Origin of the sequence: Fluviicola sp., from assembly GCF_030151805.1 — a bacterium.
Classification (GTDB): Bacteria; Bacteroidota; Bacteroidia; order Flavobacteriales_D; family Crocinitomicaceae; genus Fluviicola.
Window position 1 is genome coordinate 1 of the sequence record NZ_JASLCN010000425.1, and the last position, 13625, is coordinate 13625.

Annotated in this window: 11 protein-coding genes; all 11 read left to right on the forward strand. The window is 40.8% G+C overall.

The window, feature by feature from the left end; translation table 11 throughout:
* The coding region (locus Q1V93_RS16065; protein WP_300666052.1) for a hypothetical protein at positions 1-612 on the forward strand (612 nt) is incomplete at its 5' end.
* 29 nt (positions 613-641) lie between these two features.
* On the forward strand, positions 642-1415 hold the full coding sequence (locus Q1V93_RS16070; RefSeq protein WP_300666054.1) for a hypothetical protein: 774 nt from the start codon (positions 642-644) through the stop codon (positions 1413-1415).
* A gap of 150 nt (positions 1416-1565) precedes the next feature.
* A complete protein-coding gene (locus Q1V93_RS16075) occupies positions 1566-2081 on the forward strand; it encodes a hypothetical protein (RefSeq protein WP_300666055.1) in 516 nt (171 codons plus the stop codon).
* Positions 2082-2420: 339 nt separating this feature from the next.
* Positions 2421-2747 (forward strand): T9SS type A sorting domain-containing protein, encoded by a 327-nt coding sequence (locus Q1V93_RS16080; protein WP_300666057.1) that lies wholly within the window; start codon positions 2421-2423, stop codon positions 2745-2747.
* 81 nt (positions 2748-2828) lie between these two features.
* Positions 2829-3833, forward strand: coding sequence for an LLM class flavin-dependent oxidoreductase (locus Q1V93_RS16085; RefSeq protein WP_300666058.1), 1005 nt, complete (start codon positions 2829-2831; stop codon positions 3831-3833).
* A gap of 42 nt (positions 3834-3875) precedes the next feature.
* Positions 3876-4586: a hypothetical protein gene (locus Q1V93_RS16090; RefSeq protein ID WP_300666059.1), complete on the forward strand. Its 711-nt coding sequence runs from the start codon at positions 3876-3878 to the stop codon at positions 4584-4586.
* 74 nt (positions 4587-4660) lie between these two features.
* Positions 4661-5308, forward strand: a complete 648-nt coding sequence (locus tag Q1V93_RS16095) for a tetratricopeptide repeat protein (protein ID WP_300666061.1) — start codon at positions 4661-4663, stop codon at positions 5306-5308.
* A 267-nt stretch (positions 5309-5575) separates the two neighbouring features.
* Positions 5576-9958: a T9SS type A sorting domain-containing protein gene (locus tag Q1V93_RS16100; protein WP_300666063.1), complete on the forward strand. Its 4383-nt coding sequence runs from the start codon at positions 5576-5578 to the stop codon at positions 9956-9958.
* 478 nt (positions 9959-10436) lie between these two features.
* Entirely contained in the window at positions 10437-11837 is a 1401-nt protein-coding gene (locus Q1V93_RS16105; protein WP_300666064.1) for a tetratricopeptide repeat protein, read from the forward strand.
* A gap of 43 nt (positions 11838-11880) precedes the next feature.
* Positions 11881-12699 carry a phosphosulfolactate synthase gene (locus tag Q1V93_RS16110; protein WP_300666065.1) on the forward strand — a complete coding sequence of 273 codons (819 nt, stop codon included), beginning with the start codon at positions 11881-11883 and terminating at the stop codon, positions 12697-12699.
* On the forward strand, positions 12699-13592 hold the full coding sequence (locus Q1V93_RS16115) for a hypothetical protein (RefSeq protein ID WP_300666067.1): 894 nt from the start codon (positions 12699-12701) through the stop codon (positions 13590-13592). The genes Q1V93_RS16110 and Q1V93_RS16115 overlap by 1 nt, the downstream gene beginning before the upstream one ends.
* The last annotated feature ends 33 nt before the right edge of the window (positions 13593-13625 follow it).

Consider the following 13625-nt stretch of genomic DNA (forward strand, 5'->3'; position numbering starts at 1 on the left):
TTAGCATCTTCCCTGGATAGAAGAGATGAAATTCCGAACCAGGAATTGGCGGCTAAAATAGTGTCTTCGAAAGACAGCGCGGCAGTTTTAGAATTGATTGCGCTTCTGGATTCTAAAAAGAAGGACATTCAGAACGACAGCATCAAAGTTTTGTATGAAATCGGAGCGCTTAAACCTGCATTGATAGCGGAGCATATTCCGGTGTTTTTAAAACTGCTGACTTCGAAAAATAATCGCCTGCAATGGGGAGCCATGGCAGCTTTGGAATCCGTAACAGCAGAAAAACCGGAACAGATTTATGAATCCTTGCCGGAAATTGCAGATGCAGCAGACAAAGGCTCGGTGATCACAAAAGACGGAGCGGTAAACATTTTTATAAAATTATGTGAAACCCCTGATTTTGCAGAAGATTCATTTCCCTTACTGATTGAACAATTGAAGAAAAGTCCGACCAACCAATTGCCGATGTATGCAGAAAGAGCTTTACCGATTATCAACAACAAGAACCGATTGCTTTTCACCACGACTTTAAGCACAAGATTGAATGAAATAGAGAAGGAGTCCAAGCGCAAACGGATGGAAAAAGTCATTCAGAAAGCAACTAAAATTTGAGAAAACAAATAATCAAATACCTGAATCACATGAAATTAGGAATCATTCTCGCCATTTTATCCGTTCAAAGCGTTTGCGCCCAAAATACTTTCAGGGCTTCATTCGGAATTCATTCACCGCATAGTTATCTCTTTGAGCAAGATGGATCGTACCAGGAAATTTTTGCAGGCAAGAACACAGATGCTATTGTGAAGGGAACGTATGAACTAAAGAACAACCGCATCATTTTCTATTACGAATATGACGGATTTTTTATTCCTGAAAACGAGTTTGTCCTTTCAAAAGATTCGTCGATTATAGATGTTGAAACACTGAATTCCTATCCGATCAGTACATCCGGTAAAATAGGATTAGAGCGAAGACTGGATTTGCTGAGAAATGAAAACTTAAACAATCAATTGGATTTACAGGCAAAAGTGGTAGAAAACGATTCTCTCAATGATTGGACAGATTCAAAAACCATTGAAGCAACTTTGGTAAATAAAAGTACGGATACACTTCGCGTACTGGAAATGACCTGTGCTTATGAAAATTTCTTTACAACCGATTCGCAGGAAAATAAAGTGCAGTCAAGTCATTTATGTTACAGGGACTTGCCTGGAATACTTAAAATCCCTCCGCACGAATCTAAAAGCTACAAATTCTATGTGAAGAAATCTGCTGCCGGCCGGGAAAAAATGTTCCGGATTGGTTTGTATGCTCTAACACCGAATGAATATCTTTCGGAAAGGGATTTGATTAATCATCATTACAAAAACCGGAAACTCGGGGAATTGATTTGGAGTAATGTAATTCGAATGTAAAATAAAGAGATGATCGTATTTGTCATTATATATGTCAGTTTCCTGCTTCATTTTTTCAGTAAAAAGAAGCAGATTCTTACACACAAAAAAACAAGATTGCTTCAGAGTGCTCATGTTCTGTCGGTATTATTTGTTATAGCAATGCTCTGGATGAGATCTTACGGAATGTCTTTCCGTGGTTATTGGACTGAAAGAGTTATTTGGGATACGTACTATTTCTCTGCGCTGAGTGTCCTGGTTTCAGGAAGCCCGGATTTGGTAAAAGGATTCCAGAAGTTCTATTATTCCGTGTTGTTATTCATCCCGATTATACTGCTTTGCCTTTTGGTTGTACCGTTTTTAGGTTTGTCTTTGCTGCTTTATGTTGAAAATGAATGTATCGGAGATACCAGTCTGATCAAGTATTCCGACAGTAAATTCAGAATCGAACTTCCCCAGTCCGGTGTTTTGAGTTCTCTTCCGGAACATGGAACCTTAATCATAAAAAAAGGAATCTTTGAATACGAGGACCAGGTTTTGGATTCGATCAATGACAGCAAGGTGAGTGTTTACAGAATCGAACTAAAATCGCCAAACGAGATCCTGGTAAGAACGTTGGGGAAAAATGAAAAGAAATACGATGTAGAGGACTTTAAAGTTCACTTGAAACGACCTGTTTACCGCTAAAAACAGGCTCTTTACCGTGAACTTTTTACGTGATTTAATATTCTGCTTACATTTCGGTCGTGTGTGTTGATTCCATTCGGATTTAAAACACAAGAGCGGATGCTAATCAGATAACCGCATAAATACAGATGAAGGTGAAAGGAGTGTTTGAGAGCGCTCCTTTTTTTGATATTGAATGAGATTCCGGGGTTTTTTCCACAAATGCACAAATGAATACGCGAACAAGTTCTTGTTTTAAGAAATTTTAGAGAATCGAATTTGGGGAAGCTGTCCGGATTGTTGTACCTTGCTGTAACATAAACTGAAAACCGTAATTAATCTATATTAATTATTGGTGAGATGGGAAAGATAAAAGTTCTGTTGTTCGGTTTATCGGTGTGTTTTTTGGTAAACAACCATTTAAGTGCTCAGGATGCACTTCCGGTTTCCCGGAACTCAAATTCAACTTCTTTGGTGATTCATTATACTCCGGATTCGGATTATCTGACATTGGAATTAATCGGTGACAACATCGCCAGACCTTTTCAGATTTTCGGAATGGACGGAAAAGAAGTGTATGCAGGAAGAATCAGCAGCACGCAGTTAATTGAAGTTTCAACCTGGAGTCCGGGAACCTATTTCGTGATTTACGGTTCACAACGTGAAAAGCTACAGTTGAGCAGGTAATAAATCCGCTTCGGTTGATTTATCACAAAATTTAACGCTTGTATTTCTTTTGATTGAAGCTTCGTTCCGTAATTTTATGGCATGAAAAAAATCAAATATTCCGTCCTGGATTTATCCACAATTACCAAAGACGGCAACGCAGCAACAGCCATTCAACGAACAGTAGATTTAGCGCAAAAAGCAGAAGAAACAGGGTATGAGCGAATCTGGCTTGCAGAACACCACAACATGGAATTCATCGCAAGCTCGGCTACTTCTGTTTTGATCGGTCATATCGCATCGAAAACAAAAGCCATCCGGGTTGGCTCCGGAGGAATCATGCTTCCGAATCATGCTCCTTTGGCCATTGCTGAACAGTTCGGAACACTGGAAACCTTGTATCCGGGAAGAATCGACCTGGGCTTGGGAAGAGCTCCCGGAACAGATCAGCAAACAGCTATTGCTTTGAGAAGAGGCGATCTGAATACGGCGTATCAATTTCCGAAAGATGTGGTCGCACTTCAGCATTTTTTCAGTGATGAAAATAAAACCGCTGCGGTAAGAGCATTTCCGGGTGAAGGTCTGGACATTCCGATCTGGATTCTGGGTTCCAGTACGGACAGCGCTTATCTGGCAGCAGAAATGGGACTTCCATATGCTTTTGCATCACATTTCGCTCCGAAACAATTCCGTCACGCTTTGCAGATTTACAGGCATAATTTCCAACCGTCCAAATACCTGGATAAACCCTATGTTTTGGCGTGTGTAAACGGAATTGCAGCTGATACGAATGAAGAAGCGGAATTGTTGTCCATGAGTTTGTACCAGCTTTTCTCAGGAATTCTGACCAATGCCAGAAAACCGCTTTCTCCACCGATTCCAAATCTATTGGACTCCTGGCCGCAGGAATTGATCGATGCGGTAAACGGGATGACTTCTTGCACCTTTGTGGGAGATAAAGACACTCTGATTCAACAATTCAGCGATTTTCTTTTTGAAAATGAGGTAGATGAATTCATGATTACCGGAAATATTTTTGACAATGAAAAGCGTTTGAGATCATACGAAATCCTGTCGGAAGTTTTTAATGCGATCAATCAATCGTAATTCCGGATAAAATCATTAGTTTCCGGAGAAAATCAGTGAACTATGAACAGATATTTCGTTGGATTCGTTTTGCTTTTCGTTTTGCAAAGCATGCTGACAGCGTGTGGAAATTCTGCCTCGAAAGAGAATCGGAAAGAAGCAGAACGAATCCATGAACCAAATTCTCCCGTAGTAGAGAAAGAAAGCCGCTATGCTGAAATGTTGAACAAATTCAAAGCAGTTTCTTTCGACACCCTGAAAGTGTATTATGATTACGATGACAAGAAATTCAAGGGAAAAGAATTGACCCTGAAGGAGGCAAAGATCTTTCCGCTCGGAATAGAAGAAAATTATTTCGGAGAATTGTCAGGAGTATATGCCTGCTATCGTTTTGAGATTGATTCGACCCGTTTGGGATTGATTGCCCGTACTCCGTCGGAGTACGAATCTTCTTCCGTTAAGCTGTTTATTTTTGATAAGAAAACGGATAAAATACTGGACAATTACCTGGAATTGGGGCAGATGTTCGGTGATGCGGGAGATTCCTTTAGTAAAACATCCTGGCTATTTAAAACAAAAAAAAACGAGATTCATTCGTTGATTTACGATTACCAATCGTATGACCACCAAGTGGATGACACGGCCGATTTAACGGTTGATGAATGGAAAAGCTATGCGTTGATCAATTGTATGAAAGGGAAATTTGATACCCTTTCAACGAATGAAGCGCAACTCAAAAAACGTTTCAGAAGCGTATTGAAGGAAGTAGAGTAAGAAATTTTTCGAATTCGATTTGTAATTCAATGAAATTCATTAATATCATGTCCTGAAATCAAAGCAACTATTACATGACAACTGGACCTATTAACGAACAGGCAAACGTACTACATTTAGAAGCAAGAGAAGCAGGGCAGGCGGGAGATTATGATCTTGCTATTCAAAAATTGAAAGAAGCAATGGCTTTGGAGCCAGGCTGGCCTTATCCGGTTTATGATCTGGCGTTTACCTATTTGTTGAAAGGAGATTTCACCAATGCCCTGAAATACTACAAAGAAACGGACGCTTTGGAACCGGGAGGTTTTTTCACGGCAAAAACAGCCATTTACAGTTTGGAAGGAGAAGCAAACGGGGTATTTCCGGAAGGTTTGTACACGTTCTACATGCAAATTGAATGGACGGAAGAGCCTGAGAAGAAATATGAGATTGCGAAACGAATTGTAGACAATGTGCCCGGATATGCTCCTGCATGGAAGGAACTGGCTTATTTACAAAATGATCCGGAGGAACGTTTACATTCCATCGAACAAGGCTTATCCGGAAACCCGGATGAAGAAACAAAAGGAATTCTACTACTCAATAAAGCGATGATCCTGCATGAAAAAGGAGATTCGGAAACAGCAAAAAAACTATTGGCAGAAATTATCGAATCCCAGGAAACGACAATTTCGAATAGTGAGATTGCCAAAGTTGCAATGAAATCTATTAGTGAAAATTAAACAAACCAGTAAAACAGCTATTTAACTATGAATTGAGTTGAAATAAATGATGAAAAACGATCATTTTTAGGCTCAAAAATTCGATTGAAGACAGAATATTGTATTTTTTAACATTTCGTGTTTTTTACGTGTAACGACTTGATGGTCAGTTGTTACTTGACTATTGCCTGATGGTTAAGTATGCGTTAACACACCCCATTCCCAAGAAATAATTGGAAACTGTAGGCTGAAGGTCTATTTTTGCGGGACAATTTTAAAATATACAATATGAAATCACCTTTACAATGGCTTGCGCTAGCCTCTGTCACGATGGTTTCAGGTATCAGCTTTTCTCAACAGACACTTTATGTATCCTCAACCGGATCGGACGCGTCTAATAATTGCTTGACACCTGGAAGCCCCTGCGGAACAATTTCTCATGCGTACACCCAAGCTGCGGCTTCTGATACGATCAAGATTGCTCCGGGAAACTACTCACTTACTTCTACTTTAAATTTGCTGCAATCAGTTGTTTTAACTGGTGCCAATCCGGCAAACATGCCGGTAATCACATCGACAGCGTCTGATGTGATTTCTGTAAACAGCGACGACGTTACAATCAGTAACATCAAGTTCTCTATGGGATTAACAGCTTCTACAGGTTTGCGCGGAATCGTTGCAAATGCTGGAAGTTTTGACAATTTGAAAATCGCAAACAACGTATTCGAATCAGTGAACCCGATTTCCGGAACACCAAATACGAATATGGTTTGGACTGCTTACGCAATTTCATTGGTTTCAACGGCAGGTGACGTTCAAAACGTTACGATTGAAGACAACCAGATTATTGCGGGTGCAACTGCAAACGTTTTCGGAAGAGGAATCTTTTTAGGAAACGGTGGTCTTGGATTGGATGCTCCGGGAGGAACAATCAACGGGAACACGATTAACGCTTATTATGCAATCCAATCAGTATTGATGGCGGATGATTTGTTGATTTCAGACAATGATATCAACGGAACGGTTTTGATCAGTTCTCCTCGTGCTGGTGTTGTTGTGGACATTGAAAACAACGACTTGGGAAACAACACGCAAATGACTCCTGCAAGCTACTATGCTGTATTGGAATTGCGTTCAGTTGAACTAGGTGATGTGAATGTAACAAACAACCAGTTCAGTAACTACGTAAACATCGGTTTATTGAGTGAAGCATCTAAGAATGTAATCGTTGCAGGAAACACATTTACTCCTGCTGCTTCAGCAACAACATTTGCTTCTATTATGGCAAACACGAAGTTGATGACAAACGGTTCTCAGACAAATACTTACTCTGATGAAATCGTTATTACAGGAAATACATTCGCTGCTGCATCCGGAACAACAGGTTCTGCAATTGTTTTTGCTGACCATTACGGAGCAAACACTCCTGCATTTGCAAGTATCACAGTTGGTGGACCAACTGTAGCTGAAAAAAACACATTCGCTGCAGGTTTGGGTAACTTCATCACATTGGATGCACAAACAGGTGCAAGTAATGGATTCCCTTTATGGGCTCCATACCAAATTACAACCATGAAGCCTTTCTCTGAAAATGTAAATGCTTATGGAGTTTATAATAACTTCGGTGGTTTGACTACAATTGCTGCAGTTGAAGCAAAGAATCAGGATCAGTTGGACAATGCTGTTTTGGGTAAAGTTCATTTGTCTGCTGCAGGAACAAACCGTTACGTTTCAACAACGGGTTCTGATAACGTAAACACATGTACACTTCCTGGAAGCCCGTGTTTGACAATCGCTCACGCACTTTCTGTTGCTATTGACGAGGATTCAGTAATCGTTGCTCCGGGTAATTACGCTTTGACAAGTGTATTGAACATCGGTCAGGACGGATTGGTATTGACTGCACAGGATGAAAACAACAAACCGGTATTGACAACAAACCAGGATATCGTTATTGACATCAATGCGGAAGACGTTTCAATCAACGCATTGCGTTTGGAAATGGGATTGACTGCAACAACAGGAAAATACGGTATCGTTTCTACAACGAATTTGTTTGACAGCTTAAGCCTGACAAAAAATGAAATCGTTTCTACATCTCCGGTAATTCCTTACGGAATGGTTTGGGATGCATATGCAGTTCGTTTGAACTCTGGTACAAACACGAATACAAGTGTAAATATCCAGGATAACAAAATCGGTGAAGCAGTAGCAGGAGCAAATAACATTTTTGGTCGTGGTATCAGCTTCGGTTCTGCAGTTTCTGATGGTCCGGGTGGAGTTGTTGCGAACAACGATATCATGGCTTACTACACCGTTCAGGCAATCAGATCTCAGCAAGAATTAGCTGTTAATGACAACACAATGGCAGGAATCATGATGGTGAACACACCATTGTCTGATATTCATGTACACGACAATAGCTTCGACGGTATTACACCGATGACGATGGACAACTTGTATGCTTTGGTTGAACTTCGTTCAATTGAAAATGCGGATGTAATTCTTGAGAACAACCAGTTTGCAAATTACAAGAATATCGCTTTGTTAAGTGAGGCTTCCAAAAATGTTTTCGTAACAGGAAATGAGTTTACTCCAAGTACTTCAGCAACGGCTTTCGTTTCCCTTATGGCAAACACGAAGTTGATGACAAACGGTGCTCAGGGAAATACTTACTCTGATGAAATCGAAATCAAAGGAAACACATTTAACGCTGGTACAACCGGAGTTGGTACTGCAATTTCTTTTGCTGACCATTACGGTGCAAACACTCCTGCATTTGGAGCGATCACAATCGGTGGATCAACAGCTGCAGAGAAAAACACATTTGATACGGATCTTGGAAAATTCATTGCTTTGGATGAATTGACTGGTGCAAGTACTGCATTCCCGTTATGGGCTCCATACTATGTTACTACAATGAAGCCTGTTTCTCAGGATGTAACAGCTTGGGCGATCAACAATAACTACGGTTTGGCTGACTTCGTTGCAATCGAAGCGAAAAACCACGATGTATTGGAAAATGCGGTATTAGGAAAAGTAATCATTAAGTCTGTTGGAGATAACCGTTACGTTGCTGCAACAGGTAACAACATTTCTAACGACTGTACATTACCTGGAAGTCCTTGTTTGACAATCGAACACGCTCTTTCTGTTGCAATCGATGCTGATTCAGTAATCGTTTCTGCAGGAAACTATGCTTTGACAAGTGTATTGAACATTACTCAGGATGACTTGACTTTGACAGCTGCTAACGTGGCTAACAAGCCGGTAATTACTACAAACCAGGCAAACGTAATCGACGTGAATGCTGAAAACGTTGAAATCAACGGATTTAACTTCACAATGGGATTGACTGCAACTTCAGGAATTAAAGGAATTGTTTCAACAGCAAACAACTTCAACCAATTAACAGTTAAAAACAACGATTTCGTTTCAACAGCTGCTTTGGATGCAGAAGGAATGGTATGGTCTGCATTTGCAGTACAATTAAGCTCTGCTGCAGGTCAAACAGATACAATTACGGTTACAGATAACACAGTTGCTACTTCAGCAGCTAACCTGAATGTATTCGGTCGTGGGTTCTACCTGGGTTCAGGTTCTACAAACGCTCCGGGTGGATTGATTGCGAACAATGACATCAAAGCATACTACGCGATTCAAACTGCAAACGTCATGACTGATTTGACAATCGAATCAAATGATATCAATGGTATCACAATGTTGAATGTTCCTCATAACAATGCTACGTTTGACGTATTCGACAACACATTCTCTGCTGCAGATATGAACACAAGCATGACTTCTGACAGCTTGTATGCAGTAGTTGATATCCGTGGAATTGAAGATGGTGCTGTAGATTTCTATGACAACACAATCGAAGCATTCTCTAAAATCGGTGTATTGAGCATGGCATCTAAGAACGTTGCTTTGGATGCAAACGTATTCACTCCGAAATCAACTGCTAACGGGTTTATCTCCATTATGGCAAACACGAAGTTGATGACGAACGGTGTTCAGGGAAATACGTACTCTGATGAGATCGAAATCACTGGAAACACATTTGCAGCAGGAGCAGCTAACGGTGGTACTGCAATTATTTTTGCTGACCATTACGGAGTAAACACTCCTGCATTTGCAACTGTTACAATCGGTGGTGCAACGACAGCTGAGAAAAACAATTTCAATGCGAACTTAGGAAAGTACATCGTATTGGATGACAAAACAGGATCAAGTGCTGCTTACGCATTGTGGGCTCCTTATGCTGTTACAACGATGAAGCCTTTCACTCAAAATATCGAAGCGCTTTATGTGAACAATGTTTACAACTTCGGATCAACAGGAGACGTTGAATTGAAAAACATCGATTCAGTTGATAACAACATCTTAGGAAAAGTGATCCTTGCTCATTCTTTTGTTGGATTAAACGAGTTGTCAGCTACAACTGCAACATTGTATCCAAACCCTGCAATCAGCAGCATTACAATTGAGTTGACTGATAAAAATGCAGTTGCTGAATTGACAATCGTTGATTTGTTCGGAAAAGTGGTTTACACTTCTTCTGTTACAGGTACAGAATCTGTAGATGTTAGCAACTTTACATCTGGTGTTTATGTGGTTCGTTTGACTAACAACGGACAAACTTCAAGCACACGTTTCGTGAAGAACTGATATCCTGATTAACTTATATGAAGATCCCTCTGCCGATAACGGCAGGGGGATTTTTGCTTTGTGTGAACAACTGTTTTTGTCTCGATATTTCCGCCTTGTCAGTTTGTCCAGGATAGCTATTGGGAGTCCCGACGTTTTAGTCGGGATGTATCGAAAACACATGGCGGACACTCGACAGGACAAATTGAACACTCTTTTGTCATTCTCGATACGCTTTACTTCCGGCAGTTATCAGGACGAATTGATAAAAGACGGGAAATACCGGGAACGATCTATGGAGAGAAATCCGAATGGATAACAATACAAGGCTTTCCTTTACGTTATATTACTAGGTGGAGAAGTTCATCCTCAGAGAGTAAGCGTGTCAGAGATTGGGCATTCGGTATTCGTAATTATTAATAACCTGTTCATAAACTTTCCTAATTCTTTCGATGCCTCCTCCAATTTTCGCTAATTTTATACAAACTCAATTAAGTGTATGTTTGACTGGGAAGACGATAATGACAACTTTGAAAACCACCTGAATGACGATGTGGCTCGTTTTGAGGAGCAGTTGGCGTCGAATTCGGTGGGTTTTTTTGATAGTGACCGTTTAGAAGCAATCATTGATCATTATTTGATGAATGGGAATTATTCCAAAGGAGAACTGGCTGCAGAAGTCGGGATTCAGCAATATCCTTTTAATACCTTGTTTCAGATCCGCAGAGCGCAGGCTTTATCCGGGCTGGGCAAATTGAAGGAAGCTTTGGAATTATTGGATTCTGCCGAGAAAATCGATTCCGAATCCATGGAGTTGTTTCTGACAAAAGCGGCTATTTTTAGCCAGCTGCGCGATAGCAAACGTGCGGTTGCCTTCTTTCGTCGTGCCCTGGAATTGGCAGACAGAGAAGAGAAAGATGAAATCTACCTGGATCTGGCAACTGAGCTGGAACAATTAAAAGATTTTAAGGCTGCAGTTGAAGTATTGGAAGAAGCCATGCGATCCAATCCTAAAAACGAAGGTGCTTTGTACGAATTGGCTTTTTGCTTTGATCAGTTGGGAAATAATGCTCAGGCTATTCAAACATACAGACGGTTCCTGGACGACAATCCGTATTCGTTTACCGCATGGTATAATCTAGGAAATACGTATTCCAAAGAAGAAAAATTTCAGGATGCCATTACTGCATATGAATACTGTGTGGCCATTAATGACCGCTTTTCTCCAGCTTATTTCAACATGGGGAATGCGCAATTAACCGAGGAGCAATATACCGAATCCATCGAGTCTTTTGAGCGCTGTATCGAAATAGATGGCGATGATCCCTTGACGTATTGTTATTTGGGTGAAGCCAACGAACAATTGAATAACCTGACAGTTGCGTGGGATTTCTACCAAAAGGCGCTTTCCTTAGCTCCGACTTTGGGTGAAGCCTGGCTGGGACTTGGAATTGTGAAGGATCTGGAAGGAAAACCGAAAGAAAGCCTGCATTATATTGAAAGAGCATTGGAATTGGAACCAAACATGGATGGATATTATCATGTCTATGCAGGTGCTTTGGAGAATGCTGAATTGCTGGAAGAGGCGGAAGAAGCGTATTTGGCTTGTCTGACGTTGGATCCAGCAAACGAAGATTGCTTTTTCGACTATGTGGATTATTTGCTGGAACACCGGGTAGGAGAGGCAAGAACCTTTGTAGAGAATTATATTTTGCAACACCAGTTGTTTTTCTCCATCCTTCCGGTTATCTACCTGAATTGGGTTTCAGGAAATACGGAAGGAGCTAAATTAGTGTTAGTTGAGTCGTTCAATAAGGATCCGGAAAAAACAAAAGATGTTTTTATTCGCTATCCTGAATTGGCAGATGTTCAGGAATTAGTAAATTTGACCCGCTCATAAGTGTTTAATTTGACACGCATTCAATATACCAATTTTACTAAGAATGAATTTTAATTTACCTCATATTCCGGAACGAACCAAACAACCACGTAAAAATGGGATTACCATGATGATGGATAAAGGCCTGAGTTTGAATGAAGCAGAAAACTTTATTCAGGCTAACGGACATTTAACTGACATTGTGAAGTTCGGTTTCGGAACAGCGTATGTAACAAACAATTTAGAAGAAAAGATCAAATTATACCGTTCTGCAGGATTAAAACCTTATTTCGGAGGAACGCTTTTCGAAGCATTTTATGCACGTGGCCGCTTTGAAGATTACCTGCGCTTGCTGGATAAATACGATTTGGATTTAGCAGAAATTTCCGATGGTTCGATTATTTTGAATCACGACGAGAAATTGCAGTTGATTCAGAGAATGGCTAAAACAAGAACCGTTCTTTCAGAAGTGGGTTCAAAAGATTCCGGAATTCTGATCAGTCCTGGAAGATGGATCAAGATGATGAGCTCCGAATTGGAAGCCGGATCATGGAAAGTGATTGCAGAAGGACGTGAAGCAGGAAACGTGGGTGTTTTCCGTCCGAACGGAACAGCGCACACGATGCTGATCAATAAAATCATTGCGAAAGTAAAACCGGAAGATATTTTGTGGGAAGCACCACAGAAAAATCAACAGGTTTGGTTCATCAAATTGTTTGGAGCAAATGTGAACTTAGGAAATATCGCTCCAAATGAAGTGATTCCGTTGGAATGTCTTCGTTTAGGATTAAGAGGAGATACATTCTTCGATTTCCTTCCGGAAGATTACGCTCAACGATTGAAACAAGTCGATTCAGACGAACCGGAAGAAGAAGAAGCATAATGTTTCGGTCGAAGGTTGTATTGAATGGTCATGCCGGACCGATTTATGCGGCCTCCTGGGACGGAAGTTTTCTATACAGCTCTTCGGGCGACAAATATGTGACACGCTGGGATTTGACGACAAATCTTCAGGATTCATCCTTTACGGTCAAACTGGAACATGCTGCGTATACCATTGAGGCGAAAAATTCCTGTTGCTTTATTGGCTGTACGGACGGAACTTTACTGGGAATTGATACACAGACAAAAACCGTTTTGTGGGAACACAATTTCTTTGGAAATGCGTGGTTTTCCCTTTCAGTTGATCCGGATAAAAACTGGCTCATCGGCGGAGATTCCGAAGGGAATTTACTGATCCTGGACCTGGAAACAGGCAAACGGGTGCTGCATCTTCCGTTGGCAGCCGGAAAAATCCGCGCGATCGTCCGGAAAGACAATCTTTGTTTCGTCAGCACGCAATTGATCGGAATTTTAGTATTCTCATGTGATACCTGGAACGAAATCGCCGCCTGGGAACCCAATGAATTGGGAAGCAATACCGTTTTTATTGACGATGTTTCCGGGAGAATTATAACAGCCGGGAGAGATGCACACATTACAATCAGCAGCCCGGACTACCAGGTGATCAAACGGATTCCGGCGCATTACCAAACCATTTATGAATTAATCGCACCCGGAGATCAATTCGTCACAGCTTCCCTGGATAAAACCATTAAAGTTTGGAACAAAGACTTTTCCAAAGTAGAACAACGCATTGAATTGAAGCAGGGCGGACACAATCGCTCGGTGAATGGAGTCGTTTTAATTGATGCGTTAAGCTTTGCCAGTTATGGCGACGATAAACAGCTGATTATTTGGCAAAAAGAATCGCCGATTTATTGGTCTGATAATTGATTCTGAAAAAGGAATTTTGTACATTAGTGTTAT

Coding starts and splice junctions, on each gene's coding strand:
- Q1V93_RS16080 (WP_300666057.1), top strand. CDS start 2,421: ATGGGAAAGATAAAAGTTCTGTTGTTCGGTTTATCGGTGTGTTTTTTG.
- Q1V93_RS16115 (WP_300666067.1), top strand. CDS start 12,699: ATGTTTCGGTCGAAGGTTGTATTGAATGGTCATGCCGGACCGATTTAT.
- Q1V93_RS16095 (WP_300666061.1), top strand. CDS start 4,661: ATGACAACTGGACCTATTAACGAACAGGCAAACGTACTACATTTAGAA.
- Q1V93_RS16085 (WP_300666058.1), top strand. CDS start 2,829: ATGAAAAAAATCAAATATTCCGTCCTGGATTTATCCACAATTACCAAA.
- Q1V93_RS16105 (WP_300666064.1), top strand. CDS start 10,437: ATGTTTGACTGGGAAGACGATAATGACAACTTTGAAAACCACCTGAAT.
- Q1V93_RS16110 (WP_300666065.1), top strand. CDS start 11,881: ATGAATTTTAATTTACCTCATATTCCGGAACGAACCAAACAACCACGT.
- Q1V93_RS16070 (WP_300666054.1), top strand. CDS start 642: ATGAAATTAGGAATCATTCTCGCCATTTTATCCGTTCAAAGCGTTTGC.
- Q1V93_RS16100 (WP_300666063.1), top strand. CDS start 5,576: ATGAAATCACCTTTACAATGGCTTGCGCTAGCCTCTGTCACGATGGTT.
- Q1V93_RS16090 (WP_300666059.1), top strand. CDS start 3,876: ATGAACAGATATTTCGTTGGATTCGTTTTGCTTTTCGTTTTGCAAAGC.
- Q1V93_RS16075 (WP_300666055.1), top strand. CDS start 1,566: ATGAGATCTTACGGAATGTCTTTCCGTGGTTATTGGACTGAAAGAGTT.